Origin of the sequence: Neorhizobium sp. DAR64860/K0K1 (genome assembly GCF_050500205.1) — a bacterium.
GTDB classification, from domain to species: Bacteria; Pseudomonadota; Alphaproteobacteria; order Rhizobiales; family Rhizobiaceae; genus Neorhizobium; species Neorhizobium soli.
The window spans coordinates 989,096-1,015,623 of the sequence record NZ_CP191458.1 but is presented as its reverse complement, the minus strand read 5'-3'; the positions used below and the strand labels follow the sequence as shown (position 1 = coordinate 1,015,623).

Below are 26,528 nucleotides of genomic sequence, written 5' to 3'. Positions count from 1 at the left end.
TCATGGCGGTGATCGAAACAGCGGAAAGACTGCTTCCGGCCGGTTTGCGTGCCAGGGTCGCACCGCTGACGGGCAGGATCAGAGCCACTGTGACCGAAAACAGCGATACGGCGCGGGCGCAACGCCAGGCCATGACCGCGTTTGCGATTCGCATTTTCAGCGCCGCTATCGCCTTCCTGTCCCAGATCGTCATGGCCAGGCTGATGGGCGAGTTCGAATACGGGTTGTTCGCCTTCGTCTGGGTGATCGTCATCCTCGTCGGCAATCTCTCCTGCCTCGGCTTTCACACCTCGATCATCCGCTTCATCCACCAGCATTCGGCAGAGGGTGAAAACGGCGAGATCCGCGGCTTGAGCCTTGCCGCCTGCCTTGTCGCGCTCGTCACCTCGACCGTGATCGGCGGCCTCGGCTTTGCCTTTCTCTGGGCGTTCGGCAGCAGCATCGAGCCCTACTACATCGTGCCGGTTGCGATCGCTCTCTTCATCATTCCGATGATCGGCATCGGCGACATCCTCGACGGGCTTGCCCGTACCCATGGCTGGACGATATCGGCGCTGGCGCCAACCTACATCCTCAGGCCCATCCTGATCCTCACTTTCATGACGGCAGCCGTCCTGTCCGATGCGCCGCGCGATGCGCAGACCGCCATGCTGGCCGCGCTTGCCGCCACATACGCCACAACGTTTGCGCATCTGACCCAGCTCATTCTTCGGCTGAAAGGCAGCTACGGCAATGCATCGCGGCGCTACCGGCTTGGCTCATGGATCAGATACTCGATCCCGCTATTTGTGGTCGACGGCATCGGCTTCCTGCTGACCAATGCGGACGTGGTCGTGGTCGGCATCTTTCTGCCGCCGGACGATGTCGGGATCTATTTTGCGGCGTCGAAGACGATCGTCCTCGTGCAGTTCGTCTACTTCTCCATCAAGGCGGCCGCCGCTCCCCGTTTCGCCGCCATCATGGCGGAAGGCGACATGACGGCGTTGGCCACATTCGCGGGCCAGACCGTCCGCTGGACCTTCTGGCCCTCGCTCGTCGTCGGGTTGACCACGCTTGCTGCGGGTGAACTGCTTCTGTCGCTGTTCGGCGACGCTTTCACTTCAGGCTATATCCTGATGGTGATCCTGTTTGCTGGCATTCTGTCCAAGTCGCTCGTCGGTCCCGGAGAAGTGCTGCTCAGCATGGCGGGCAGGCAAAAGCTCTGCGTTACAGTCTATACGGCAACGCTTGCCGGCAGCATCGTCCTCAATGTCGTGCTGATACCACATTATGGGCTGGTCGGTGCGGCGATGGCGACCGCCGGCGCCATGATGATCGAGGCGACGTTGCTGCACATAGCAGTACGCCGCACGCTCGGAATCGTGCTATTCGCTTTTTCCGATCCACTGCCCAGACCCTCGTTCAAGGTTCGATAGACACAATGGCTCTTCCCCCGAACAGGAGCGAGAAGGAATACGACGACGTCACAATGCCGAACGTCGCGTCGCGTCTTCGTGCAGACCGCCCGGATGCCGATACACGGGTAGAAATCGGCCGGCCCGGCCGCGAATTTTGCCTCTATCCGGCAGGTCTCGGTTACGATCTGCAGGAAGAACTCGAATTTTTGTCTCACCGCGCGATGGAACCCAACATCTTCTTCTCGGCGCGGCTTCTTGCCCCCGCCATGCCGCGCATCGATGACCGCCAGGTGAGACTGGCGCTTATCCGTGACGAAGGCGAAAGCCATAGCCGCCTTCGCCTTTTGATGCCGTTTACCGTGGAGAAACCAGGCTTTGCCATGGGTGCTCCGATCATCCGCGTCTGGTCCAATCCGTTCGGTCCGCTCGGTACGCCACTGGTGGATGCCGAAGATGCGGCCGAAACCATCGACAACCTCCTGGAGGCCCTGACTGCCCGGGAAGCAAAACTTCCCTCCGTTCTTGTTCTGCCCGATGTGCGCTTAGGCGGCCGCTTTGCCCAGCTTGCGCGCGCCGTTGCCATCGGCCGCGACCTGCCCGTTGCCGTCACCGACAGCTTCCGCCGGCCGATGCTGGAAAGCCTTCAGGACGGCGAAACCTATATGAAAGCCTCCGTCTCGCCGCACCATTACCGCGAGATGCAGCGCCAGTGGCGAAAGCTCGGACAGCTGGGAAGGCTTGAATACGCCGTCGCCCGTCAGCCGGAAGAGGTGCGCCAGCGGATGGAGGAATTCCTGGCGCTTGAATCGACAGGCTGGAAAGGCCGCAAGCGTTCGGCCCTGATCAACGACCGTTACCGCGCAGCCTTTGCTCGCGAAGCGATCACCAATCTTGCCGAAGTGGACGCCGTGCGCATCCACACGATCAATCTCGACGGCCGCGCGATCGCCTCGATCGTGATCTTCTTGATGGCCGGCGAGGCCTATACCTGGAAGACCGCCTATGACGAGAGCCTCAGCCGCTTCTCACCCGGCAAGCTGTTGGTCATGAAGCTGACCGACTGGCACTTGGACGATGCCAACATCCTGCGCACCGACAGCTGCGCCGTGCCCGACCATCCGATCATGAGCAGGCTATGGGAAGAGCGCGAGGAAATGGGAACGCTGGTGATCGGCCTTGCCCGCAACAGCGACCGCGACGTGAGACAGGTGGCGACACAGCTTCACCTCTACCGCAACACCCGCAACATGGCGCGTCTGCTGCGCGAAAAGATCCTGGCGATTGCCGGACGCAATGCCTGACATCGCGGTTTGCAGCGATCCGAATAGTTCTTCTTGCATCCGCCGCCGAGGCCATGTTAGAGGCCTTCACCATACCCTCCGTGCCCCATTGGCGGAACTGGTAGACGCGCTCGACTCAAAATCGAGTTCCGAAAGGAGTGCTGGTTCGATTCCGGCATGGGGCACCACTCGCTCTAGAGAGCGTTGATTTCATTCAGCTTTTCGCAGTTTTCTTCGCACTCGGATTTAGGTGCGGGGAAAGTTCGACCTCGATTTGTTCTGCAACCAGCTTCGAAGTTTAAGACGCTTCCCGCAAGGTACTTGTTGGATTCTGATTGCCTGGTCCTATAGCAATGATCTGGAGCGTTACATTCCGCTCGCAGGCTATCACCCTCACGTGTTCAAATTAGACTTTTCGCAGCCTCCTGTCGTTATCACTCGACCTCTTGCGTAACGTGAATTTTTGCGAGACAACAACCCGGGGACGTATCGAGACGTGTCAACGCGTTGATCCACGTAACCCCTCGACAAAACCAGGGACCGGGGAGCAATTCGAATGGAGTCATCGACATGGCAGGCAACGAAGGGCGGGAAGACACCTCCGCCACCTCCGCCACCTCCGCCACCTCCGCCACCTCCGCCACCTCCGCCGCCACGGCCCGTACCAGTACCGAACCGGGATACAGGAGGGCAGAGGAGCGACACGAACTTCGCTCCTCCACCGCCTCCGCCGAGCAAGCCGAAGTAGAGCGCCATAAACTTCAGTTCGGCTTGCGTGAGCAAATCGCTTACCATGCGATCAGAGAGCAGGCGCTCGCGCGTCTCTCTCGTTTCCTTACCGGACTGCAGGTGTTCCTTGGGACGAGCGCGATAGCATCGATTTCGGATTTGATCCCCATCGACGCTGTCTGGTATGTGATTGTATCTGCGCTGTCCGGCGTCATTCTTCTGGTATTAGACCCATCGGGCGGAGCGCGCGATCATCGCGCGCTCCGTGTCCGCTATCATCACGTGCTCGCTGACTACGAGGAAAGCGAATGCAGCGCTACGGATCTGCGTACCCTCAAGGGCAGGCTGCAGCGGATCTTTGCCGACGCGCCACCTGCGTACAGGGTGGTACAAGCTATCGCCTTTAACACGGCCGTCAATTCCACCTACCCGGAAGAAACTGCTGCGAAATACAGATATTTCATCGGCGCTTGGCCGCGATTGGCGGCTAACTGGATACCAATGCGCGGCTTCAAGTTCAGACTGGAAGAGTAAAACGCAATTTTCCTCTAAGATGAGCACCAAATGCAGCGGACCTCTGTTCACCGCGCCAGCAACTCGGCCACCCACACGCCCATCACGCAGCAGCAAGCATCGCCTTCGCGGAAGCCGGGATGGCGAGGTGTTCGAAGCTTGGCTTGGCGAGCAGGTAGCCCTGGATGAGGGACACGCCCAGGTCCCGCAGGGCCGACATTTCGCCGACGGTTTCGACGCCTTCGCAGAGCGGCACGATGTTGAGTTCTTCGAGCATCCGCAACGTGTGCTTGACGATGGTGCGCCGGACCGGATCGGTGTCGATCCCTCTGATCATGTCCATATCCAGCTTGACGATATCGGGCTGGAAATGACTGAGGAGGCCGAGGCCGGAGTGGCCTGAACCGAAGTCGTCGATCGCAGTTTTGAAGCCCATATCCCGGTATGTCCGCAGGATGTGAAGGATGTGCTTGGTATCCAACTCCTCGTTCTCGGTGAACTCGAAGATGATGCGATCAAGCGGAAAACCCGTCTTCATGGCCGTGGCAAGCGTCAGGCGGATACACGCCCGCGGTTCGTAGACGGCGTTCGGCATGAAGTTGATCGACAGTTTCACGTCGTCAGCGGGGTCGTAGAGCTGCGCGGCAAGTTCGATCGCCTTGACCCGGCACTGCTGATCGAACGCATAGCGGTTGTCGGCCTGCACCTGCGATAGAACTGACCCGGCACCTTCTCCGTTTAGACCGCGAACAAGCGCTTCGTGGGCGAAAATCTTGCCTGTTGCGATGTCGACGATCGGCTGGAATGCCATCGAGAACGGTAGTTCGAATGCTGCGCCGTCGCGGCAGCCTTGGCAACTCGTCGTCATTATGGAAAAATCTCCGTTTGCATCAGACTTAAGGCTCATCGATTAAACTTCCGTTTCCCGCATGCGTCGAAACCAAAGCGCTTTTCTTGCGTCACACACCCCTGCGGTGATATCCGGGCGGTGCCGTTTTGCGGCCTCCCGCACCCAACTCTGGATCCGGCAGCCTCTTCAATCGCGTGCGGCTCTTGAACGAAACTGTTTGAAGGTCGCAGACCGGGGGTATCCCCAAGACGCAGGAAGCGTATCGCAAGAATGACACCAGCCATTGTCGAGGGCCGCGCGTGCGGAACCTGCACCCTTTGCTGCCGGTTGCCGGACATTGATGATCTCAACAAGCCTGCGGACGAGTGGTGCAGGCACTGCGTTGCCGGACAAGGCTGCTCCATCTACCAGGATCGACCGATGCTTTGCCGCGACTTCGTGTGCCATTGGCTAACGCGCGAAGGACTGGGCGACGAGTGGGCTCCTCAAAGATCCCACCTGATGGTCTATGGGGAAGGACAGCAGATTACGGTCCTTGCCGATCCCGACTATCCCGATCTGTGGCGTCATCCGCCCTATATGCCGCAGTTCAAGGCATGGGCATCCAACGCTGAAGCACGCGGCGGCTATGTTATCGTCTTCTGGCGCGACGAGGTTCTAAAAATATAAGGCCGGAGCATCTGTGGATGCTCCGGCCAGAGTTTTGCATAACGATGCCGAGCGGATCAGCCGACCTGCGGCATGTCCCGCAGCAGCTTGTCGAGCGTGACAGGGTAATCCCGGATACGCACGCCGGTTGCGTTGTGCACGGCGTTGGAAAGCGCTGCCGCCACACCGCAAAGGCCGAGTTCGCCAACACCTTTTGCCTTCATCGGCGAAGTGGTCGGATCCGTCTCATCGAGAAAGATGACATCCTGATGCGGAATATCGGCATGGACAGGAACTTCGTAGCCGGCGAGATCATGGTTGACGAAGAAGCCGCGACGCTTGTCGACGGCCAGTTCTTCCATGAAGGCGCCGCCGACGCCCATCGTCATCGCACCGATGACCTGGCTGCGGGCCGTGATCGGGTTGAGAATGCGCCCTGCTGCACAGACGCTCAGCATGCGCCGAACGCGGATTTCAGCCGTGTACATGTCGACGCCGACCTCGACGAAATGGGCACCGAATGTCGACTGCTGCATCTCTTCTGCAAGATCGCCATACTCGATCGTATCTTCCGCAACGACACCGTCCTTGCCAGCTGCCTCTGCGAGAGCAATGCTGCGGTTGCCGGAACGGATCTGGCCGTCCGCAAAAGTGACATCTGCGGAGTTGAAGCCGACCTTTTGCGAGATCGCATCCCGCAGCGCCACGCATGCGGCATAGACGCCTGCGGTGGAGCTGTTTCCGCCCCACTGTCCGCCCGATCCCGACGACGCCGGGAAGCGGGAATCGCCGAGCTCTACGGCAACCTTGTCGATCGTTACGCCCATCATTTCGGCCGCGGTCTGGGCGATGATCGTGTAGCTGCCCGTACCGATATCCGTCATGTCGGTTTCGACAGTCACGACACCTTCGGAATCGAGCCGCACGCGAGCACCAGACTTCATGTTCATGTTGTTGCGGAACGCTGCCGCAACGCCCATGCCGACCATCCAGCGTCCGTCCTTGACGCGACCCGTCTCGGCGTTGCGCTTGTCCCAGCCAAAGGTTTCAGCACCCGTGCGAAGGCATTCGATCAGCTGACGGTGTGAGAACTTCCGTTCAGGCTTTTCCGGATCAACCTGCGTATCGTTGATGATCCGCAACTCGACGGGGTCGAGGTTGAGCCGCTCAGCCAGTTCGTCCATGGCGATTTCAAGCGCCATGAGGCCCGGCGCTTCGCCCGGTGCGCGCATCGCGTTGCCTTCGGGCAAATCGAGTGCCGCAAGCCGCATGGAGGTCATCCGGTTTTCGCCGGCGTAGAGAAGGCGGGTCTGCGCCACGGCGGTCTCCAGGCTGCCGCCCGGCAGATTGCCGTTCCAGCTTTCATGGGCGATCGCGGTGATCTTGCCTTCCTGCGTGGTGCCGATGCGGATGCGCTGGATCGTTGCCGGGCGGTGCGTCGTGTTGTTCATCACGAAGGGACGCGGAAGCGCAAGCTTGACGGGGCGTCCCGCCGCTTTCGCACCAAGCGCTGCAAGCACCGCATCCGACCGGAGGAAAAGCTTTGAGCCGAAACCACCGCCGACAAACGGCGACATGATATGGACTTTCTCCGGATCGATGCCGAGCGTGATCGCCATTTCTGACTTGTTCCAGGCAATCATCTGGTTCGAGGTCCAGACCGTAACTTCGTCGCCGTCCCACATGGCAAGAGACGAATGCGGCTCCATCATCGCATGTGACTGGTCGGGTGTCGTGTAGGTCTGGTCGAACTTGACCGCTGCCTCGGCGAACGCCTTGTCGAAGTTGCCGGCAGAGGTGTCTGCGTCTTCACCTTCGGAGCCCTCCGGCTTCTTGGCCGTGTCCTTCGCTGCTTCCAGATCGTAGGAACCGGGAGCGCGAACGTAATCCACCTTGATGAGGCTCGCTGCGGCGCGAGCCTGCTCAAAGGTTTCAGCGACGACGACGGCGATGGCCTGGTGATAATGCGAGATCTCGGGGCCACCGAGAAGCTTGGCCGCATTCATCTTGCCCTTGGAGAGCTTGCCAGCCGTTTCAGCCGTGACGACAGCCAGAACGCCCGGAGCGTTGCGGGCCGCCTGGATATCCATCGAGCTGATCCGACCCTTTGCGATGCCGGCGCCTACGGGATAGCCGTAGGCAACATTGAGGTTGGCGTGGTTCCATTCATAGGCATAGGTCGCCGTGCCGGTGACCTTCTTAGGGCCGTCGATACGCGTGATGTGCTGGCCGACCACCTTCATCTGGTCGATGGGATTGGTCGTGGCGGGACGATCGAATAGCATGGCTTACCCCTTGGTTTCTTCAAGGATGCCGGCGAGCGTGCGCTCCGCCAGTGTCACCTTGAACGAATTTTCTTCGGTTGGCTTTGCGCCTGCAAAGACCTTGGCCATCACGGCCTTGGACCCCTGCGGCAAGTCGGCTTCCGCCTCTTCGACGCGCCATGGTTTGGGAGCCACACCGCCGACCGCAACGCGACCGGTGCCATCCGGCTGGATGATCGCGGCAACCGACACAAGAGCGAACGCATAGGACGCACGGTCTCTCACCTTGCGATACAGGTGCTTTCCACCCACAGGCGCCGGCAGCGTAACGGCCGTGATGATCTCGCCGCGCTCAAGCGTGGTTTCGATCTCGGGCGTATCGCCGGGCAGTTTGTGGAAGTCTGCAATCGGGATTGCGCGTGTTGCGCCATCGGGCTTGACTGTCTCAACGGTTGCGTCGAGGGCACGCATGGCGATTGCCATGTCGCCGGGGTGGGTGGCGATGCAGGCATCGCTGACGCCGATCACGCCCAGCTGGCGGGTCACGCCGCCGATGGCGGAACAGCCGCTACCGGGCTTGCGCTTGTTGCAAGGCTGGGCGGTGTCGTAAAAGTAAGGACAGCGCGTCCGCTGCAACAGGTTGCCGGCCGTCGTTGCCTTGTTACGAAGCTGACCCGATGCGCCTGCGAGAAGTGCGCGCGAAAGCACGCCGTAGTCGCGGCGGATGCGCTCGTCAGAGGCGAGATCCGTATTGCGCACGAGCGCTCCGATCCGGACGCCGCCGTTTTCACTCTGCTCGATCTTGTCGAGGTCGAGACCGTTGACGTCGATGAGATGGGTCGGTGATTCGATCTCTAGCTTCATCAGGTCGAGGAGGTTGGTGCCTCCCGCGATGAACTTGGCGTTCTGGTTGTTGGCGGCCTTGGACGCAGCTTCAGCCGGTGATGCGGCGCGTTCATAAGTAAACTGTTTCATGCCTGCCTCCCCGAAACTTCCGTGATAGCCGCAACAATGTTCGGGTAGGCCCCGCATCGACAGATATTGCCGCTCATACGTTCGCGGATTTCCATCTCGGAAACCTGCGTGGGGGCGGTCAGGTCTTCCGTTACATGGCTCGGTATGCCGGCCTTGATTTCTTCAAGAACGGCGACGGAGGAACAGATTTGCCCAGGGGTGCAATAGCCGCACTGGAAGCCATCGTGCTTGACGAATGCCGTCTGCATCGGATGCATCTCGTCCGGTGTGCCAAGGCCTTCGATCGTGGTGATCTCGGAGCCCTCGTGCATGATGGCAAGCGACAGGCACGAATTGATGCGGCGACCATCGACCATGACAGTACAGGCGCCGCACTGGCCGTGATCGCAACCCTTCTTGGTGCCGGTCAGGTGCAGGTTCTCACGCAACGCGTCGAGCAGGGTCGTGCGGTTGTCGAGATCGAGATCCTGGCGTGTGCCATTGACGACAAAACCCACCCGCGACGTCGCCGTCCCCGGCCGAGGAGGCGGTGTTGCCGCCTGCGCATTTGCAGCTCTGTTGCTATTTGCCACGGCCACAGAGCCGGCAGCGGTTGCGACGAGAAGATCCCGTCGTGACATTTCAAACGAATTCGGACTCGACATGGGGGCTCCATCTTGACGACTACAGTTGACCCAATAACCACCAACTGCCCGAGTCTGTTCCGTCCCAAAGACCATTTCACCGGCGCCTTTTGTCACAGGCCATCACCGCGCTCGACGATTTATCGGCGCCGGCAACGCATGGTTAATGTTTGTTTTATATCCAAGGACGTTCGTGTCCCAGATTTGTTCATATGGTTTCATTGGTGGCAATGCGTCTCACAGGCCCGCAATTTCGCGAAACTGACAAGCTGGAAGCCCAGGCTTCCGAACTGCCGGATACCGGCCACTCTCACCCCATAAATCCGCCTGAGCCCCCGAATGCGGGGCAACAGGTGGCTTGCGACATCGTGTCGACAGTCCAGATGCAGGCCCACGAGATCGAGGCGCTGCCGGACTGGCAGAAGGCCTTCATGTTGGGCCCGACCGTTCGTTTCACCCGCACGCCGGAGAAGACCATCTCCAGGCGTGGGGCACCCTCCGGCCCGGAAGCGGAGGGCGAAGCCGTCGCTTCCCACGCCGTCCCCGAGGCTGTCATTCCCTCTATGGCGGCGCCAGCCGTTCAGGAGATTTCCGAGATTACTTTCACCCAAAGACATGACGGCGACGCGCTGTCGACCTCTATCGCCAGCTTCCTGTCGCCTGAACCCGGCGCCCGCAATCTCGTCGGCACTCTCGATCAGGCGCTGAGGGAACGCCGGGCCACGTTTGCCAGGGAAACCGTTGAACCGGTGCTGGTCGCAGTTGCGCCGCCGCAGCCTGAAGCAGTGATTGATGCTCCCGTGATTAGCACTGAAAGACAGTCTCCGATCGCCAACCTGCCGGATCATCTGTTCTTCGAGGTGATGAGCCTTGGAGAGGCAACCGGCGAAGAGTTCGCGCTGACCCCGCCTCCCCCGCCAAAGGTCGAGCAGAGACCTGTGTTCGTTGCTCAGCGTCCGCTCCCGACCTATCCGAAACAGCCGGTCCGGCCCGAACCTGTGCGGGTTGCCCTGAGGGCGCCGGTCATTCGCCAGCCGATCGAGACCCTGACCAAACGTCTGGTTGAAGAAATTCCGGTGGGGCCGTCGCCGCTTGATCTCTATCGTTCGATCACGTTGCGCCAGGCCGGCCACGATGCTGCGCCAAATCCGGTGGGGCCTCCAGTGGAGGATGCGCCCGTCATCGCTGCTGCTGCTCCGGTCGTTCCTGAGCCTGTCATTCCTGAGCCTGTTCTCGTTGCGCCCGTCATCGCTGAGACCGTCATCGAGGCCCCGGCGCCTGCGGTCGCCCCCGCTGTGCCAGTAAAGTCGACGCGGCAGGTTGTCATGGCCACCCGCGCGATCTCTCCGATCCGGCCGTTCAACACCGAACCGCTGCATGCGTCCGACGACTACGAGTTCCCGTCGATCGAATTGCTGCAGGCACCGGTGGACGACCAGATCAGCCCCGTCAGCCAGGAAAGCCTGGAACAGAGCGCCGGGCTTCTGGAAAGCGTGCTCGAAGATTTCGGCATTCGCGGCGAGATCATCGACGTTCGTCCCGGCCCTGTCGTGACGCTCTACGAATTCGCCCCGGCACCCGGCGTCAAATCCTCCCGCGTCATCGGCCTTTCGGACGATATCGCCCGCTCGATGTCAGCGCTTTCGGCCCGCGTGGCTGTCGTTCCCGGTCGCAACGTGATCGGTATCGAACTGCCAAACCCCGTGCGCGAAACCGTCTACCTGCGTGAGCTGATCGAAAGCGGCACCTATGCGGGTACCGGCTTCCGGCTTCCGCTCTGCCTCGGCAAGACGATCGGCGGAGAACCCGTCGTCGCCGAGCTTGCAAAGATGCCGCACCTGCTCGTCGCCGGCACAACCGGTTCGGGCAAGTCGGTCGCGGTCAACACGATGATCCTCTCGCTGATCTACCGTCTGCGGCCGGACCAGTGCAGGCTGATCATGGTCGATCCGAAGATGCTCGAACTGTCGGCCTATGACGGTATCCCGCATCTGCTCACCCCTGTCGTGACCGACCCCAAGAAAGCGGTTCTGGCGCTGAAATGGGCGGTGCGCGAAATGGAGGACCGCTACCGCAAGATGTCGCGTCTTGGCGTTCGCAATATCGACGGCTTCAACGCCCGTGTGGCGGCCGCGTCCGCATCCGGCGAGGTCATCTCGATCAGCGTCCAGGTCGGTTTCGACCGTCAGACCGGCGAGCCGATCAACGAGCAGCAGGACATGGACCTGACGCCGTTGCCCTATATCGTCGTCATCGTAGACGAGATGGCCGACCTGATGATGGTGGCCGGCAAGGAGATCGAAGGTGCGATCCAGCGGCTTGCGCAGATGGCGCGTGCTGCCGGTATCCACCTGATCATGGCGACGCAGCGGCCTTCGGTCGACGTCATCACCGGTACGATCAAGGCGAACTTCCCGACCCGTATCTCCTTCCAGGTGACGTCCAAGATCGACAGCCGTACGATCCTTGGCGAACAGGGCGCCGAAAACCTGCTCGGTCAGGGCGACATGCTGCATATGGTGGGCGGCGGACGCATTGCCCGCGTTCACGGTCCCTTCGTGTCGGACCAGGAAGTCGAGCGCATCGTTGCGCATCTGAAGACGCAAGGTCAGCCGCTCTATCTCGGCAGCGTCACGGAAGACGAAGAGGGCGAAGAGGTCGAGGAGGAAGACCAGGCTGTCTTCGACAGGTCCGCGATCAGCGAGGAAGACCGGGACGAGATGTATGAGCAGGCGATCAAGGTCGTCATGCGCGACAAGAAGTGCTCGACCTCCTACATCCAGCGCCGCCTGTCGATCGGCTACAACAGGGCCGCATCGCTTGTCGAACGCATGGAGAAGGATGGGCTGGTCGGACCGGCCAACCATGTGGGCAAGCGCGAAATTCTCGATCAGCGCGGTCAGCCGACCGCGGTCGAAGAGCCTGAACAGTAGTAGCTCAAAGATATGGCCGGGATTTCCCGGCCATATTGTTTTCGAAACGCTTAGTGGTGTTTTGTTCTGAAGAACCGCAGAACGATCCAGGTGGCAAGACCGCTGGCGAGACCCGAAAGCAAGGTTCCCCAAATGATGTCGGCCACGGAAAGCAGCGTCGACCAGTTCTTCATGACCGCATGGTTGGTGAGATCGTAGGTCATGTAGGACATGAACCCGATCGCCGCTCCCTGCCGCACCGCTGCTCCAACACCGCCTGCAATCAGGGCCGGACGCACTGCCATCAGCGTCAGTCCGCCGATGTAGAGAAGGTAGAAGATCACGGCAGGCGCGAGACGGAAACTCGGCAGAAGCATGTCGCCCATGACCGGCCGGTAAAGCAGGCTTGTCATCGTGCTGAGCCAGACGGAGTCTATCGCGCCGAACACGATGAACGTGGTGATGTAGGCAAGAGCCAGCGTCTTCAGCGAGATCTTCGCCATGGGTTCGTTCCCTCTTTCTGTGTCAGTCGATGCGGGACCAGTTGACGGCACGGCAAAGAATACCGCCAGCAACGCAGCCTTTCGTCGTCATCTTCTTTTCCGCGACAACGACCGTGATCTTGAACGTCATGTTGCGTTGCGGATCAAAGGCGGTACCGGAATAGGATCCGTCCGCTGTCCGGTCGATCGTCATGACCAACTTGTCGCCGGCCTTCTCGCTTCCCGATCCGGGCTTGATCCATGTGTTGGTGGCGCAGATCTGGGCGCCGCAAGGCGCAATCTCGACCTTGGCATTGCCGTCTCCGCGAGCCCATTTGCCGTCCAGATCAGCGGCAAGAAGCGGCCCTGCCGACAGTGACAAGAGTGCGGCGACAGCACCACTGCGCAAACCCAGATTACGCATGTTCAATCGTATAGAAGCCAACATTGATCGCTTCCTCCTCGAAGCCAGCCTCGCAATAGCAAAGGTAGTAGTCCCACAACCTACGGAAACGGCTGTCGAAACCGAGTTCCGCAATCTTCGGCCAGGCGGCGTGAAACCGCGTCCGCCACTCGGCCAGCGTCCGCGCATAGGACGCGCCAAAATGTTCGATGTCGCTCACGACAAGCCCGGATTTCTCAACGGCTGCCGTGAACGCGCTGTCCGAGGGAAGAAATCCTCCCGGAAACACATATTTCTGGATGAAATCCGGATTGCGCCGATAGGAATCGAAGCGGTCCTCGTTGATCGAGATCACCTGCAGAACCGCACGGCCACCGGGCTTCAAACAGCGACGGATGGTGTCGAAATAAGCTGGCCAATAGGCCTCTCCGACCGCTTCGAACATCTCGATCGAGACGATCCGGTCGAATTGCCCTGATGTATCGCGGTAGTCCTGCAGTCGGAGATCGATCTGCCCTTCCACGCCGGCCTGCCGGATGCGCTCGTTTGCAAAGGCCAGCTGCGAAGGAGAAAGAGTAAGGCCGGTGACCCGGGCATTGACGTTCTGTGCGAGATCCAACGCGAGAGCGCCCCAGCCGCAGCCGATCTCCAGCACGCTGTCGCCGTGGCTCATGGCGAGCTTTTCGCGGATACGCTCGAGTTTTTGACGCTGGGCATCTTCGAGAGACTGTCCCTGATGCTCGTAGAGCGCCGAGGAATAGAACATCGAAGGGTCTAGCCACTCAGCGTAGAACTCGTTGCCGAGATCGTAATGCGCCTCGATATTGCGTTTGCTGCCGCGCTTGGTATTGGCGTTGAGAAGATGCGACAGGCGAACCGCGATCCGGCCGAGATAGCCCCCATGGGTCGCAAGCGTCAGCCCATGCCGATTGCGTGCCGCAAACCGGATCACATTGGTAAGATCAGGTGTCGTCCATTCCTGCTTGAGATATCCTTCTGCAAAGCCGATGTCGCCCGCATGCAGAACGCGGCTCAGCATCCGCCAGCGCTTGATGACGATAACGGCGTCCGGCCCTTTTTCCGGCCCGGCCATCTCTATGGTGCGACCGGAAGGCAGCACAACGCGAATGGAACCGTAGCGGATACCGCTCAGCAGCCGGTTCACGACGCGCGCGCCGAAGCCGGCAACGCCAGCTCCGGGTGTGCGATCGGTCGTTACGGAGGTGAATTCGTCAGATTGGCTCATGGATTTCCACTTTGCGTAGGGGAACAGCAGGAGTGACGGAGACGGGGTTTTCCGGTGGCTTTGGACGCTTGCGCAAACGCACGCCCTTGAGCCAGATTTTCAGTGCCTCCCAATGGATGCCGCCGACGACCCGGAGCGTCAGGAAGGGAATGGCGAAGAAGGCCTTCAGAAGCGCCCGGTCTGTCAGATCACGGCGGTGGGCGAGATGACGGGCAGTCAGCATTGGCCCCTCGGCATCGAATGTATCGATCTTGATCGACAGCCGTTCGGACGGCGGCGTCACGCGAAAGGTATAGCGCTGGTCCATGTCCATGAACGGCGAGACATAAAATGCCTTGTCGCAGTGCTGGACGATCTCGCCGCCGACACGATTATCGGCCGGGATGAGGTAGCCATGGCGTTCCCCGAATGTGTTATCCACTTCCCACAGGATCGCCTTCACCGCGCCATCGCGTCCGTAGCAGAAGAAGATGCTGAGCGGATTGAAGGCCCAGCCGAGTATTCTCGGCATGGTGAGAAGCTTGATCGACCCGCCATCAGGCTCGAGCCCTGCGGCGCGCATCCATTGCTCTATCTGGCCCCGAAGATCGGATCCCGAGCGGTCGCCGCGATCTCTTTGCCGAAACGAGAATAGATTGAACCGGTCGACGGAAAACAGTTTCAGGCCGCGATCAAGCGCGTCGAGCTCATCGAGATCGATCAGCAGCGAATAGATCCTGTAGGCCAGCCGATGCTCTTTCGGCCGCATGCGTGCATGCGTGACATGACCGGGATAAAGCGCCGACCGAAACGAAGCCGTCATGCCGTGACCTCGATCGGAACGGTAGCACCGAGCGGCCGGCGCACGATCCGGGCGCTTTCCTCGGCGACCTTCCAGGGACGCCGAACGCCGCCAAGATCTTCCGCGACCGCCAGGCCTGCCTGGAGGCCGTCTTCATGAAAGCCCGAGCCGAAGTGGGCGCCGCAGAACCATGTGTTGCGCACACCCTGAAGCGACCAGATTTCCCGTTGTGCCCGTTCGGTTGCCATGTCGAAGATCGGATGCTCGTAGATCTCGCGCCGAATGACGGCGTCCTCGCGGGGCTGACGTGGGGGATTGAGTGTCACAAAGGTCGGCGGCGCATCGCCAAGCGGCTGCAGCTTGTTCATCCAGTAGGTGATGGCAGGCTGGACCTGCGCCTCGCCGGTCTTTGCCGAATAATTCCAGCTGGACCATGCGCCCTTGCGCTTCGGCATGAAGCTCTGGTCGCTGTGCAGAATCGCCTCGTTGCGGGAATAGCGGAAGGCACCCAGAATGCGTGTCGCGTGGTCATCAGCGTCCGACAGAAGACGACGTGCCTGATCTGCGTGGGTGGCGATCACCACCTCGTCGAATGCCTGCCATCCGTCCGGTCCGGTGGAAATTTCAACACCGCCACCGGTTCGCCTGATCGCCTGGACGGGTGTCGACAGGCGAATGCGATCGCGAAAGTCAGCTGTCAGGCGATCCACATATTCCCGGCTTCCGCCCGTCACCGTGCGCCAGATCGGACGGTTCCAGAGTTCGAGCAGCCCGTGATTGCCACAGAAACGGACGAAGTTGACCGCGGGATACTCACCCACCTTACCCGCGGGCATCGACCAGATCGCAGCCGCCATCGGGTAGAGATGGTCGTCGCGGAACGCCCGTCCGTAGTGATGTCGGTCGAGGTAGTCATCGAGTGACAAACCGCCCATCGTCGACAGATCACGGGGAGCATTGCGGTAGAAGCGGACGAGATCGCGCATCATCGACCAGAAGCGTGGGCTGACGATGTTGGACTTCTGGGCGAACAGTCCGAACCCTGTGCCACCAGAATATTCGAAACCGCCATCGTCGAGCGAGACGGCGAAGGACATGCTGGAGGCCGTGGTTGGAACATCCAGATGACGGAACAACGCCGTCAGATTAGGATAGGTCACCTCGTTGTAGACGATGAAGCCGGTGTCGACGGAAACGGTTCTTCCCGATGCGTCGAAATCCACGGTATGGCTGTGGCCGCCGATACGATCGGCTGCCTCGAACATGGTAACATCGTGGGCCTTGGCCAGAAGCCATGCAGCGGACATGCCGGATATTCCACTGCCGACAACTGCGATGCGTCGACGTCCCGAGGTCCTATGCGTCTCACGAAATGGCATACAATTCCCCCAGCTCCCAAAGCAATCGATCACCTGCCCTGTGGGCTCTGTAATCATTACGAGAGATTGAGATAGAGAGTTTCACGCAATATCACTTCTTTTTGCGACATTTTTTCCAAGCCCATGAAACTGATTGGCTATGTCAGCCGTAGAGGGACACAAAGAACGTGTCGGGCTTTCTACGTTCGAGGAGACCAATGGATTACATTCACCTCATTTTTCTGGCGATAGGCCTGTCGCTGGCCATGGCGATCTCCTGGGCCGTACAGCGCGCGACGGGTGCGAGCGGCTGGATAGACACGATCTGGTCGCTGGCGGTCGGCGTCGGCGGCGTGGCTGGAGCCTATCTGGCGGCCGGTCCCGTCGAGCGCCGCGTGACGGCAATCGTCATCGTTGCGGCCTGGTCGCTGAGGCTTGCCTTCCATATTGGCGCCCGCACGCGGCTCGGTGGCGAGGATCCCCGCTACGAAAAGCTTATCAAGGAATGGGGCGATCGCGCTTCCTTCCGCCTGTTCTATTTTCTCCAGATCCAGGCGGTCGCTGCCTTCATTCTTGTGCTTGCAGTCTACTGCGCCGCTTCGAACCCGGCAGAATACCCGCAGGTGGGCGATCTTCTCGCGCTTGCCGTGGCAGCGATTGCCGTTATCGGCGAGATGGTAGCCGACGTTCAGCTCTCGAGATTCCGCAAGACGCCGGAAGCCAAGCGGGAAATCTGCCAGAAGGGGCTGTGGGCCTACTCCCGCCACCCCAACTATTTCTTCGAATGGCTGTTCTGGTGCAGCTGGCCGCTGATGGCGCTTCCGGCGCTGGGCTTTGCCGCGATCGCGCTCCTCGCGCCGGTGATGATGTATTGGCTGCTGGTGCACGTCTCCGGCATTCCGCCGCTCGAGGAACACATGCTGAAATCCCGGGGTGACCAGTTCCGTGCTGTCCAGGCACGCGTCAACGCATTTTTCCCCGGTCCGCGTCGATCCAAACTCTCAACACAATAAGGGAACGCCACGATGAACATGCTGGCCTTTGCCATCAATACGGCTGAACGAGCACCCTTAAGCGATGGCGTGACGCTTGCCGGGATCGACTTTCTATGCGGTCGCACCAAGCGGAAGCTGGCCTCCACGCCGGCAACCGCCGAGGACGCGTTCGCAAGGTCGATGGCCGACTTTCCGATCGCCACCCATACGGATGATGCCAACCGCCAGCATTACGAACTGCCGCCAGAGTTCTTCAGCCTCGCTCTCGGTCCACAGCGAAAATACTCCTGCGCATTGTATCTGGCTGACGATACAACGCTTGCGGAAGCGGAATCCTACGCGCTGGCCGAGACCGTGCGTCACGCGGAACTGAGTGATGGAATGGACATTCTCGAGCTCGGCTGCGGCTGGGGTTCGCTGTCGCTCTACATGGCCCAGCATTTTCCCAATGCCCGGATCACCTCCGTCTCCAACTCGGCCCCGCAGCGTGAGCACATCCTCAGCGAAATCGAGCGGCTGAAGCTCGACAACCTCACCGTCATCACCGCCGACATGAACGACTTTTCGACGGATGAGACCTACGACCGGGTCGTTTCGGTGGAAATGTTCGAACACATGTCGAACTGGCGAGGCCTTATGGAGCGCACAAGAGGCTGGCTGAAGCCCGACGGAAAGCTGTTCCTGCACGTGTTCACCCACAAGGATCGGTCCTACCGGTTCGAGCACGACAACCCAGCGGACTGGATCGCCCACCATTTCTTCACCGGCGGCATTATGCCCGCGCACGACCTGCCGCGGCGTTTCGATGATATTTTCACTGTCGAACAAGACTGGCGCTGGTCGGGTCTCAACTATCGCCGCACCGCGATGCACTGGCTTGAAAATTTCGATCGCGAGATCGGGCAGATCCAACCAATTTTGAAGGACGTCTATGGGAAGGACGCCTGCCTCTGGCAGCGTCGCTGGCGTCTGTTCTTCCTTGCCACTGCCGGATTGTTCGGCCATGACAAGGGAGAGGTCTGGGGCGTTGGGCATTACCTGATGACACCCAAGCGGTAACATCTGCCGGGGGTCGCATTGCGCACATCAAAGGTCATCCACATCGTCAGCTGCCATGCGGAGGGCGAAGTCGGGGATGTCATCGTCGGCGGTGTACTCCCGCCGCCGGGCGATACACTCTGGGACCAGTCCCGCTTCATCGCCCGTGACGAAACGCTGCGCAACTTCGTGCTGAACGAGCCCCGTGGCGGTGTCTTCCGGCATGTCAATCTGCTGGTGCCGCCGAAGGATCCGCGCGCCCAGATGGGCTGGATCATCATGGAGCCCGCCGACACGCCACCAATGTCCGGCTCCAACTCCATCTGTGTTGCGACCGTACTGCTCGACACCGGCATCATTCCCATGACCGAGCCGGTGACACGCATGACGCTCGAAGCGCCAGGCGGCCTGGTCGAGGTCACCGCGGAATGCCGCGACGGCAAGGCCGAACGGATTACGGTGCGCAACGTGCCATCCTTTACAGACAAGCTCGCAGTGTCGCTGGAAGTGGCCGGCTTCGGAACACTCACGGTCGACACAGCCTATGGCGGCGACAGTTTCGTCATCGTCGATGCGGCTTCACTGGGGTTCGAGGTGAAACCCGACGAGGCACGCGAGATTGCAGAAGCGGGCGTGAAGATTACCGCGGCCGCCAACGAGCAGATCGGCTTTACCCATCCGGACAATGCCGGCTGGGACCACATTTCCTTCTGCCAGATTGTAACTCCCCTCACCCGGGAAAACGGCGTGCTGAGCGGTGCAAACGCCGTCGTCATCCAGCCGGGCAAGATCGACAGGTCTCCCACCGGCACGGGCTGCTCGGCGCGCATGGCGGTTCTCCATGCGCGTGGCGAGATGGCAATCGGCGACACCTATATCGGACGCTCGATCATCGGTTCGGAATTCCACTGCCGTATCGACTCGACCACGCGTGTCGGTGATCGCGACGCGATCTACCCACTGATCTCTGGCCGCGCCTGGATTACCGGCACACATCAGTTGATGCTCGATCCGTCGGACCCGTGGCCGGGCGGTTATCGTCTGTCGGATACCTGGCCGAAGCTCTGAGAGCCAATTCCCGTCAGAAGACGACCGGATGGGTTTTACCGGTCTGGACGTTGACGAACCCCTGCGGTGCATAATCGCTCGGGGCGACCAGCACCCAGCGCCAGGGCGCGCAGGTGAGCGTCGCAAAGGCGAGACGCTCCGGGAAGCCTGCGGACCAGCGCGGATGAAAACTCGGCTCGAACATCCACTCGACCTTTTCGCCCTCGGCATAGAGCGCCTGCATCTCCTCGTGCAGAGCTTCCGCCGAACGGCAGCTCATCAGCCCCGCCACTTCGTAGCGAACGCGCGCGACGACCTCCCCATCCCGGACCAAGGCCCAGCCGCCATCATTGGCAGCGACGGCATTGACGGCTGCGGCCATCGCTTCATCCGATGATCCGACGCACCAGATATTGTGCTTGTCATGTGCCATGGAGCAGGCAAGCGCCGTATCCGGCGTCCGTGGCCCGCAGCCAAGCCAGAACATTTTCGACACCGCTCCCTTGCCCGAGAACCGGTCGATGATCGAGAACTTGGTGATGTTGCGATCGGCATCGCGCTGAACGAGACCATCTTCGACAGGAAGGTCGATGGTCAGGAAATCATCGGTCCAGTGGAACGGCCGCAACACGGCAGCCGTCATCGTCTCGCGTCCGGGGTGAGCGGCGATTGCGAAATCCTCAGCTGTCAGCTCGCGGCCGATATTGATGGTCTTCGTTGCCCAGTCTGGCCAGTCGATTTTGGGCACCTCGGGCAGATAGCGCTTGTCGTCAGAGACCTGGATGCCATCGGCCCAGACCTTGGCTATCTCGAATTTATCGATGTCGGAGAGAAGCACGATATCGGCATAACGTCCCGGCGCGATCGTGCCCACCCACGGCGTCAGGCGCATGTGACGGGCCGGATTGATGGTCACGCACTGGATGGCTATCTCGGGCGCAAGGCCTGCCTCGATGGCGAGGCGAACGTTGTAATCAGTGGCGCCGAGTTTCAGAGTATCGGAGGCGCTGCGATCGTCGGTCGTCAGGGCGATCTGCGACCAGTCGGCGAGGCCCTTCTCGAGGAGACCTGCGATGACCTCCGGCAAACTGTGCGGGCGCAGTTCCATGAACAGGCCGCGGGTCAGCTTGTCCCAGAACTCCTCGACCGTCCAGGCTTCGTGATCCGATGCCAGACCGGCCGCGGCGAAAGCGTTGATCGTTGGGATGTCGCGAATGCCCGCCGCGTGACCTTCAACGACTCCGCGCTTCTCGAACGTTGCTCGGATCATGCCCCAAAGGCGGTCGTAGGAAGGGCTGGTTCTGTCCCACACGCCCGGCCAGTCCATCACCTCGTCGAGGCCCGCAACCATCAGGCTTTCGGTCATGAACTGCTTTTGCTCGTCATAACCGAGATACCCGCCGCCATGCTCATAACCGGTGGGCGGCACGGCCGAGCCGGGCAGCGGAAAGATCTTGAGCGGCGAACCGGCCGCGCGGGCCTTCAGCCAGAATTCAAGCGTCTTCGCGCCGTTGACGTTCGAAAACTCATGGCTTGCCTCGCAGGTCCAGGTATTGCCGCAGGGAAGAACGAGTGCTGCTTCCCATTCCGGTGTCAAATGGGAGCTTTCGATATGCTTGTGCACCTCGCCAAGCCCTGGAATGGCAGCCAGATCGGGTTCATGCACCCGGTGAGCGACGGTGCCCGGATAGGATCCCGCATCGCCGACATAGGCAATGCGGCGGCCCTTGATAATGATTTCCTGATCCGTGCGCCATGTCCGCGTGCTGACATCGAGCAGCCGGCCTACCCGGAGCGCCGTATCGGCTGGCAACTTGCCAAGTGCGACGAGCGTCAGTTCCTGGCGAACCGCGATCTCGACATCAGAATCGAGGCCAATATCGTTGATGGCGGGAGTATCCAAGGCGCGTTCTCCTCAAGATGAAATCGTTGCGGATCAACCGGCCGCGCGCTGCAAGCGTCCGAAGAAGATCGCAGCACCGAGAGACATGATTGCGAGCGCAAACCAGGTCAGTGCGTAACTCAGATGGCTGTTGGGAAATTGGATGACGGTCAGGCCGCCGACCGGATAGCCACCCGGGTTCGACGTTGCGTCCGCATCGATGAAATAGGGCATGACGCCCTGAAGACCGCGCGACGCGCTGATCGCTGCGACATCGCGCGAATACCAACGCTCGTTGCCCGGATCGTTCTCGCGCAGGAAGCCGCCGCCGGGTTCGGAGAGGCGGACAAGACCTGTGACGGCGGCTTCGCCGACGGTCTGGCTTTCGACACGGGTCGCGGGATCTCTACGGTCAGGGGGCACGAAGCCGCGATTGATCATGATCGTCCTGCCGTCTTCAAGCTTCAGCGGCGTCACGACCCAGTATCCGGGCCCGAGCTTCGTCACGGCCTGAACCAGCGCTTCCTTCGTGTGATCGAAGGACCCGGAGATGGCGACGTGGAGATATTCGATATCGTCAGGTGACTGGCCGGCTGCCGGAGGTGCCACCGGCGTTGCATGCACACGGGCGTCGACCCTTGCGATAAGATCGAGCTTCCAGAACAGGCGTTGCACCTGCCAGGATCCGAGCGCCACGAAAATCAGCGCCGCGAAGACCAGAAACGCCCGCATGATATGGGAGCGAGAACGGGAAAGTGGCGCGGAATGACCCGCGCCACTTTGATTGGTGTCTGTCTCAACCGGTCTCATGACCGCCTCAAGGCATGTTCTTCATCATCTCCGGCGACATGACCATCATGTTTGCATTGAGATGGTGCATGACCCAGAGCGAGCCGGAGAGAGCGATGACCACGATGACGATCGTGAAGATCAGTGCCATCGCCGTCCAGCCGCCTTCGGACTTGGTGTTCATGTGCAGGAAGTAGATCATGTGCACAACGATCTGGATGACGCCGAAGATCATAACCAGAGCGCCGGTGACAGCCTTGTTGTCGAAGACGTCGCCCATCACAAGCCAGAACGGTATCGCCGTCAGGATCACCGACAGGATGAAGCCGGTCGTATAGCTTTTCAGCGAACCGTGGCTCGCCTCGTGCCCGTGGCTATGGGCGTGATGCGCGGCGTGCGCATCTTCGTGCGCGGGTGCTTTGTCGGTCATCCGAGGACTCCCATGAGGTAAACGACGGAGAAGACGCCGATCCAGATGACGTCGAGGAAGTGCCAGAACATCGACAGGCACATCAGGCGACGGCGGTTTTCCGGGATCAGGCCATGCTTGGAAACCTGCACCATCAGCGTGACCAACCAGATGATACCGAAGGTAACGTGCAGACCGTGGGTTCCGACCAGCGTGAAGAACGCCGACAGGAACGCAGAGCGCTGCGGGCCGGCACCTTCGTGCAGGAGATGGCTGAATTCGTAGAGCTCGATGCCCAGGAAGGCGAGACCGAACACGCCGGTCACGCCCAGCCAGAACAGCGTCTCCGCCTTGGCGCCACGCTCCATCTGAAGCATCGCGAACCCGTAGGTGATCGACGAGAACAGCAGCATCGCGGTGTTGAGCGCGACGAGCGGCAGGTCGAACAGATCCGCCGGCGATGGGCCGGCCGCATAATTGCGGCCGACGACAGCGTAGGTGGCGAACAGGATCGCGAAGATCAGGCAGTCGCTCATCAGGTAGAGCCAGAACCCAAGATTGGTGCTGTTCTCCGGATGATGATCTTCTTCCAGGTAGAATTGCGGGTTTTCCGCCGTCTCTGTTTTAGAAGCACTCATGGTTATCACACCTGCCTAGCGAGCAGTTCGGTCCGCTTGTTCTCTTCCGCGACAACGTCGTCCGCCGGAATGTAGTAGTCGCGGTTGTAGTTGAACGTATGGACGATCGACACAACGATGATGGCGATGAAGGACAGGGCAGCAAGCCACCACATGTACCAGATCAGGCCGAAGGCGAGTGCCACGCTGATGCCGGAGAGGATCGCGCCGGTGCCGGTGTTCTTCGGCATGTGGATCGGCTTGAAACCCTGAAGAGGACGCGCATAACCGCGGTTCTTCATGTCGTACCAGCTGTCGTGATCGTGGACCACCGGAGTGAAGGCGAAGTTGTAGTCCGGTGGCGGCGACGATGTCGACCATTCCAGAGTACGGCCGTGCCACGGATCGCCGGTTTCGTCCCTCAGTTCATCACGCTTCCAGACGCTGACGCCGATCTGGATGATGAATGAGGCGATACCGATGGCAATCATACCTGCACCGCAGGCTGCGATGATGAACCAGATCTGCAGCGACGGATCTTCGAACTGCGATACGCGGCGGGTGACGCCCATCAGGCCAAGAACGTAGAGCGGCATGAAGGCGAAGTAGAAGCCGACGAACCAGAACCAGAACGATACCTTGCCCCAGAATTGGTTCAGCTTGAAGCCGAACGCCTTCGGGAACCAGTAGTTGACGCCTGCGAGAAGGCCGAACAGCACGCCGCCGATGATGACGTTGTGGAAGTGGGCGATCAGGAACAGCGAGTTGTGGAGCACGAAGTCGGCAGGCGGAACAGCCAGCATGACGCCGGTCATACCACCGATGGCGAAGGTCACCATGAAGCCGACCGTCCAGAGCATCGGGACGTCGTAGCGAATACGACCGCGATACATCGTGAACAGCCAGTTGAACATCTTCGCGCCCGTCGGGATCGAGATGATCATCGTGGTGATGCCGAAGAAGGCGTTGACCGAAGCACCCGAACCCATCGTGAAGAAGTGGTGCAGCCACACGAGGTAGGACAGGATCATGATCACGCAGGTCGCGTAGACCATCGAGGCATAGCCGAACAGGCGCTTGCCGGAGAAGGTCGCAACGATTTCCGAGAAGATCCCGAAGACCGGAAGGATCAGGATGTAGACTTCCGGGTGACCCCAGATCCAGATCAGGTTCACGTACATCATCGGGTTACCGCCGAGGTCGTTCGTGAAGAAGTTGGTGCCGACGTAACGGTCAAGCGACAGCAGCACGAGGGTTGCGGTCAGGATCGGGAACGAGGCAACGATCAGGATGTTGGTGCAGAGTGCCGTCCAGGTGAAGATCGGCATCTTCATGAAGGACATGCCGGGAGCACGCATCTTCACGATTGTCGCGATCAGGTTGATACCCGACAACGTCGTGCCGACGCCCGCCACCTGCAGACCCCAGATGTAATAATCGACCCCGACGCCCGGGCTGTAGTCAGCGCCCGACAGTGGTGGATAGGCCAGCCAGCCGGTACGTGCGAACTCGCCGATGAACAGCGAGATCATGATGATGATCGCACCGGCCGTCGTCATCCAGAACGAGAAGTTGTTCAGGAACGGGAACGAGACGTCACGCGCGCCGATCTGCAGCGGCACGATATAGTTCATGAAACCGGTAACGAAGGGCATCGCCACGAAGAAGATCATGATCACGCCATGGGCGGTGAAGATCTGGTCGTAGTGGTGAGAGTTGAGGTAACCCTCGTTGCCGTTGAAGGCGATGGCCTGCTGTACGCGCATCATGATGGCGTCGGCAAAGCCGCGGAACAGCATGATGATGGCCAGCACGATGTACATGATGCCGATTTTCTTGTGATCGACACTGCAAACCCAGTCGCGCCAGAATGGCCCCCAGAGCTTGAAGTAGGTCATGAGACCCACCACGCCGATGCCGCCCAGACACACGGCCGCAAACGTCACGATCAGGATCGGTTCGTGAAACGGCAGTGATTCGAAGGACAACCTTCCGAAGATAAACTTCAGGATGTCAGGATTGGAAAACATGGGACAACCCGTTAATTGTTGATCTGCGCAGGCGCCGGATCGGCGTCGCCATTGTTCGTGTCCGGCATCGAGTGGTTGCCGTGACCTTGCTCATTGTGCGGCTGTTCATCGCTCTTGGCAGGTGTGCCAGTCGCGGGGAAAGTCGCGGCGTTTGTACCTTCCGCATCTCCGATACGACGATTGTCATACTGAAGTTTCGCGCGGTTCTCGTGGCTCTCGGTGCCGGCACCACCCATCATGTCGATATGCATCATTTCGTTCATGCACATCTTGCCCGGTTCGGCACACATGTTGAGGATCGCGCTGTAGAGATCCTTGTCGGCCGCCGCGAAGTAGCGGATCGGCTCGCGCTCGGACGGCTTCTCAAGCTTCAGATAGGCATCGCGGTTGAGTGCGGTACCCTGCTGCTTGACCTTTGCGATCCAGCCGTCGAAGCCTTCGGCCGTGTAGCCGTGGAACTTGAAGCGCATGTGCGAGAACCCGGCACCGCTGTAGTTTGCCGAAAGTCCCTCGAACTCGCCTTCCTTGTTGATGACGGCGTGCAGTTTGGTCTGCATCCCCGGCATCGCGTAGATCTGGCCGGCGAGCGCCGGAATGTAGAACGAGTTCATCACCGAGCTCGAGGTGATCTCGAACGTGATCGGGCGATCGACCGGTGCGGCCATTTCGTTGACCGTGGCGATGCCGTATTCCGGATAGAAGAACAGCCACTTCCAGTCGAGCGCCACGACTTGAACCGTCAGAGGCCGCGTTTCGGCGGGAACCGGACGTTCCGCATCAAGGCGGTCGAGAGGACGATACGGGTCGAGACGGTGGGTGCTGATCCAGGTGATCGCACCGAGCGCGACAATGATCGCCAGCGGCGCGGCCCAGATAACCACTTCGAGCCGTGTCGAGTGATGCCATTCCGGATCGTATTTTGCTGTGGTGTTCGCATGACGATAGTGCCAGGCGAAGTAGAGCGTGAGAAACACGACCGGCACGATGATCAGCAGCATCAGAACGGTCGAGACGATAATCAGATCTGCCTGCTGCCTGGCGATATCGCCTGATGGCGACATCACGACGAGATTGCAGCCCGAAAGGGTGGCCAAAAGCGGCAGCAAAGCGATTTGGATGAGACGTTTCAACATTGGGAACATTGGTCTGCTCGAAACTTTCGATGTGTCCAGTCGGCCTAACGGAGCAAGCAACTGATCTCCATGAGGTGTTTCGTCGCAGTGCAATAACTTTTTCGCGCTGCAATGCAAGCGGGGTGTG

The 26,528-nt window shown here is 60.2% G+C and carries 23 protein-coding genes and 1 tRNA gene; 9 read left to right on the top strand and 15 right to left on the bottom strand.

The window, feature by feature from the left end:
- Positions 1-2 precede the first annotated feature (2 nt).
- The 4 genes from ACQY1J_RS04530 to ACQY1J_RS04515 all read left to right on the top strand — a co-directional run bounded on the left by ACQY1J_RS04530 (position 3) and on the right by ACQY1J_RS04515 (position 3,940).
- Positions 3-1,415: a lipopolysaccharide biosynthesis protein gene (locus ACQY1J_RS04530; protein WP_430250034.1), complete on the top strand. Its 1,413-nt coding sequence runs from the start codon at positions 3-5 to the stop codon at positions 1,413-1,415.
- 53 nt (positions 1,416-1,468) lie between these two features.
- The gene (locus ACQY1J_RS04525; protein WP_430250032.1) at positions 1,469-2,698 is read left to right on the top strand and encodes a GNAT family N-acetyltransferase; all 1,230 of its coding nucleotides are present in this window, start codon (positions 1,469-1,471) and stop codon (positions 2,696-2,698) included.
- Positions 2,699-2,780: 82 nt separating this feature from the next.
- A tRNA-Leu gene (locus ACQY1J_RS04520) sits at positions 2,781-2,865 on the top strand.
- A 382-nt stretch (positions 2,866-3,247) separates the two neighbouring features.
- Positions 3,248-3,940, top strand: coding sequence for a hypothetical protein (locus ACQY1J_RS04515; RefSeq protein WP_430249580.1), 693 nt, complete (start codon positions 3,248-3,250; stop codon positions 3,938-3,940).
- Between the two features lie 82 nt (positions 3,941-4,022).
- On the opposite strand, the gene ACQY1J_RS04510 is transcribed toward ACQY1J_RS04515, so the two are convergent.
- Complete coding sequence (locus tag ACQY1J_RS04510) at positions 4,023-4,787, bottom strand: EAL domain-containing protein (RefSeq protein ID WP_430249579.1); 765 nt, start codon at positions 4,785-4,787, stop codon at positions 4,023-4,025.
- Between the two features lie 252 nt (positions 4,788-5,039).
- Between ACQY1J_RS04510 and ACQY1J_RS04505 the strand changes: the two genes are divergently transcribed.
- Complete coding sequence (locus ACQY1J_RS04505) at positions 5,040-5,438, top strand: hypothetical protein (protein WP_062577462.1); 399 nt, start codon at positions 5,040-5,042, stop codon at positions 5,436-5,438.
- A gap of 56 nt (positions 5,439-5,494) precedes the next feature.
- Here ACQY1J_RS04505 and paoC read toward each other — a convergent pair whose 3' ends face one another.
- From paoC to paoA, 3 genes are read right to left on the bottom strand one after another with little or no spacing between them, the layout of a single operon-like run.
- A complete protein-coding gene (paoC, locus tag ACQY1J_RS04500) occupies positions 5,495-7,702 on the bottom strand; it encodes an aldehyde oxidoreductase molybdenum-binding subunit PaoC (RefSeq protein ID WP_430249578.1) in 2,208 nt (735 codons plus the stop codon).
- Positions 7,703-7,705: 3 nt separating this feature from the next.
- Positions 7,706-8,656, bottom strand: coding sequence for an FAD binding domain-containing protein (locus tag ACQY1J_RS04495; RefSeq protein WP_430249577.1), 951 nt, complete (start codon positions 8,654-8,656; stop codon positions 7,706-7,708).
- Complete coding sequence (gene paoA / locus ACQY1J_RS04490) at positions 8,653-9,300, bottom strand: aldehyde dehydrogenase iron-sulfur subunit PaoA (protein WP_062454375.1); 648 nt, start codon at positions 9,298-9,300, stop codon at positions 8,653-8,655. The genes ACQY1J_RS04495 and paoA overlap by 4 nt, the downstream gene beginning before the upstream one ends.
- A gap of 209 nt (positions 9,301-9,509) precedes the next feature.
- Here paoA and ACQY1J_RS04485 point away from each other — a divergent pair, with 209 nt between their 5' ends.
- Entirely contained in the window at positions 9,510-12,212 is a 2,703-nt protein-coding gene (locus tag ACQY1J_RS04485; RefSeq protein ID WP_430250030.1) for a DNA translocase FtsK, read from the top strand.
- A gap of 50 nt (positions 12,213-12,262) precedes the next feature.
- Here the strand turns inward: ACQY1J_RS04485 and ACQY1J_RS04480 are convergent, their stop codons facing one another.
- The 5 genes from ACQY1J_RS04480 to ACQY1J_RS04460 are packed head-to-tail and all read right to left on the bottom strand — an operon-like array spanning position 12,263 to position 16,482.
- Complete coding sequence (locus ACQY1J_RS04480) at positions 12,263-12,679, bottom strand: DUF2177 family protein (RefSeq protein ID WP_062454982.1); 417 nt, start codon at positions 12,677-12,679, stop codon at positions 12,263-12,265.
- A gap of 37 nt (positions 12,680-12,716) precedes the next feature.
- A complete protein-coding gene (locus tag ACQY1J_RS04475) occupies positions 12,717-13,097 on the bottom strand; it encodes a DUF2147 domain-containing protein (protein WP_430249576.1) in 381 nt (126 codons plus the stop codon).
- The gene (locus ACQY1J_RS04470; RefSeq protein ID WP_430249575.1) at positions 13,090-14,322 is read right to left on the bottom strand and encodes a class I SAM-dependent methyltransferase; all 1,233 of its coding nucleotides are present in this window, start codon (positions 14,320-14,322) and stop codon (positions 13,090-13,092) included. The genes ACQY1J_RS04475 and ACQY1J_RS04470 overlap by 8 nt, the downstream gene beginning before the upstream one ends.
- A complete protein-coding gene (locus ACQY1J_RS04465; protein ID WP_430249573.1) occupies positions 14,309-15,124 on the bottom strand; it encodes a DUF1365 domain-containing protein in 816 nt (271 codons plus the stop codon). The genes ACQY1J_RS04470 and ACQY1J_RS04465 overlap by 14 nt, the downstream gene beginning before the upstream one ends.
- On the bottom strand, positions 15,121-16,482 hold the full coding sequence (locus ACQY1J_RS04460) for an NAD(P)/FAD-dependent oxidoreductase (RefSeq protein WP_430249572.1): 1,362 nt from the start codon (positions 16,480-16,482) through the stop codon (positions 15,121-15,123). The genes ACQY1J_RS04465 and ACQY1J_RS04460 overlap by 4 nt, the downstream gene beginning before the upstream one ends.
- 197 nt (positions 16,483-16,679) lie before the next feature.
- Here ACQY1J_RS04460 and ACQY1J_RS04455 point away from each other — a divergent pair, with 197 nt between their 5' ends.
- Genes ACQY1J_RS04455 through ACQY1J_RS04445 form a run of 3 tightly spaced genes read left to right on the top strand, consistent with a single transcriptional unit; the run spans position 16,680 to position 19,562 of the window.
- A complete protein-coding gene (locus tag ACQY1J_RS04455; RefSeq protein ID WP_430249571.1) occupies positions 16,680-17,474 on the top strand; it encodes a DUF1295 domain-containing protein in 795 nt (264 codons plus the stop codon).
- Between the two features lie 12 nt (positions 17,475-17,486).
- Entirely contained in the window at positions 17,487-18,515 is a 1,029-nt protein-coding gene (locus tag ACQY1J_RS04450; protein WP_062454391.1) for an SAM-dependent methyltransferase, read from the top strand.
- 18 nt (positions 18,516-18,533) lie between these two features.
- The gene (locus tag ACQY1J_RS04445; protein ID WP_430249570.1) at positions 18,534-19,562 is read left to right on the top strand and encodes a trans-3-hydroxy-L-proline dehydratase; all 1,029 of its coding nucleotides are present in this window, start codon (positions 18,534-18,536) and stop codon (positions 19,560-19,562) included.
- A gap of 13 nt (positions 19,563-19,575) precedes the next feature.
- Here the strand turns inward: ACQY1J_RS04445 and ACQY1J_RS04440 are convergent, their stop codons facing one another.
- The 6 genes from ACQY1J_RS04440 to cyoA are packed head-to-tail and all read right to left on the bottom strand — an operon-like array spanning position 19,576 to position 26,401.
- Entirely contained in the window at positions 19,576-21,444 is a 1,869-nt protein-coding gene (locus tag ACQY1J_RS04440) for an adenine deaminase (RefSeq protein WP_430249569.1), read from the bottom strand.
- 33 nt (positions 21,445-21,477) lie between these two features.
- On the bottom strand, positions 21,478-22,233 hold the full coding sequence (locus tag ACQY1J_RS04435; RefSeq protein WP_430249568.1) for an SURF1 family protein: 756 nt from the start codon (positions 22,231-22,233) through the stop codon (positions 21,478-21,480).
- Positions 22,234-22,240: 7 nt separating this feature from the next.
- Positions 22,241-22,642, bottom strand: a complete 402-nt coding sequence (cyoD, locus tag ACQY1J_RS04430) for a cytochrome o ubiquinol oxidase subunit IV (protein ID WP_062454400.1) — start codon at positions 22,640-22,642, stop codon at positions 22,241-22,243.
- Positions 22,639-23,259, bottom strand: coding sequence for a cytochrome o ubiquinol oxidase subunit III (gene cyoC / locus ACQY1J_RS04425; RefSeq protein WP_062454402.1), 621 nt, complete (start codon positions 23,257-23,259; stop codon positions 22,639-22,641). The genes cyoD and cyoC overlap by 4 nt, the downstream gene beginning before the upstream one ends.
- Positions 23,260-23,264: 5 nt before the next feature.
- On the bottom strand, positions 23,265-25,268 hold the full coding sequence (gene cyoB / locus ACQY1J_RS04420) for a cytochrome o ubiquinol oxidase subunit I (protein WP_062454404.1): 2,004 nt from the start codon (positions 25,266-25,268) through the stop codon (positions 23,265-23,267).
- 11 nt (positions 25,269-25,279) lie between these two features.
- Positions 25,280-26,401 carry a ubiquinol oxidase subunit II gene (gene cyoA, locus ACQY1J_RS04415; protein WP_244473942.1) on the bottom strand — a complete coding sequence of 374 codons (1,122 nt, stop codon included), beginning with the start codon at positions 26,399-26,401 and terminating at the stop codon, positions 25,280-25,282.
- Positions 26,402-26,528: the final 127 nt, after the last annotated feature.

Coding starts and splice junctions, on each gene's coding strand:
- cyoD (WP_062454400.1), bottom strand. CDS start 22,642: ATGACCGACAAAGCACCCGCGCACGAAGATGCGCACGCCGCGCATCAC.
- ACQY1J_RS04470 (WP_430249575.1), bottom strand. CDS start 14,322: ATGAGCCAATCTGACGAATTCACCTCCGTAACGACCGATCGCACACCC.
- paoC (WP_430249578.1), bottom strand. CDS start 7,702: ATGCTATTCGATCGTCCCGCCACGACCAATCCCATCGACCAGATGAAG.
- ACQY1J_RS04485 (WP_430250030.1), top strand. CDS start 9,510: ATGCGTCTCACAGGCCCGCAATTTCGCGAAACTGACAAGCTGGAAGCC.
- ACQY1J_RS04465 (WP_430249573.1), bottom strand. CDS start 15,124: ATGACGGCTTCGTTTCGGTCGGCGCTTTATCCCGGTCATGTCACGCAT.
- cyoC (WP_062454402.1), bottom strand. CDS start 23,259: ATGAGTGCTTCTAAAACAGAGACGGCGGAAAACCCGCAATTCTACCTG.
- cyoA (WP_244473942.1), bottom strand. CDS start 26,401: ATGTTGAAACGTCTCATCCAAATCGCTTTGCTGCCGCTTTTGGCCACC.
- ACQY1J_RS04510 (WP_430249579.1), bottom strand. CDS start 4,787: ATGACGACGAGTTGCCAAGGCTGCCGCGACGGCGCAGCATTCGAACTA.
- ACQY1J_RS04450 (WP_062454391.1), top strand. CDS start 17,487: ATGAACATGCTGGCCTTTGCCATCAATACGGCTGAACGAGCACCCTTA.
- ACQY1J_RS04460 (WP_430249572.1), bottom strand. CDS start 16,482: ATGCCATTTCGTGAGACGCATAGGACCTCGGGACGTCGACGCATCGCA.
- ACQY1J_RS04515 (WP_430249580.1), top strand. CDS start 3,248: ATGGCAGGCAACGAAGGGCGGGAAGACACCTCCGCCACCTCCGCCACC.
- paoA (WP_062454375.1), bottom strand. CDS start 9,300: ATGTCGAGTCCGAATTCGTTTGAAATGTCACGACGGGATCTTCTCGTC.
- ACQY1J_RS04475 (WP_430249576.1), bottom strand. CDS start 13,097: ATGCGTAATCTGGGTTTGCGCAGTGGTGCTGTCGCCGCACTCTTGTCA.
- ACQY1J_RS04525 (WP_430250032.1), top strand. CDS start 1,469: ATGCCGAACGTCGCGTCGCGTCTTCGTGCAGACCGCCCGGATGCCGAT.
- ACQY1J_RS04455 (WP_430249571.1), top strand. CDS start 16,680: ATGGATTACATTCACCTCATTTTTCTGGCGATAGGCCTGTCGCTGGCC.
- ACQY1J_RS04505 (WP_062577462.1), top strand. CDS start 5,040: ATGACACCAGCCATTGTCGAGGGCCGCGCGTGCGGAACCTGCACCCTT.
- cyoB (WP_062454404.1), bottom strand. CDS start 25,268: ATGTTTTCCAATCCTGACATCCTGAAGTTTATCTTCGGAAGGTTGTCC.
- ACQY1J_RS04530 (WP_430250034.1), top strand. CDS start 3: ATGGCGGTGATCGAAACAGCGGAAAGACTGCTTCCGGCCGGTTTGCGT.
- ACQY1J_RS04435 (WP_430249568.1), bottom strand. CDS start 22,233: ATGAGACCGGTTGAGACAGACACCAATCAAAGTGGCGCGGGTCATTCC.
- ACQY1J_RS04495 (WP_430249577.1), bottom strand. CDS start 8,656: ATGAAACAGTTTACTTATGAACGCGCCGCATCACCGGCTGAAGCTGCG.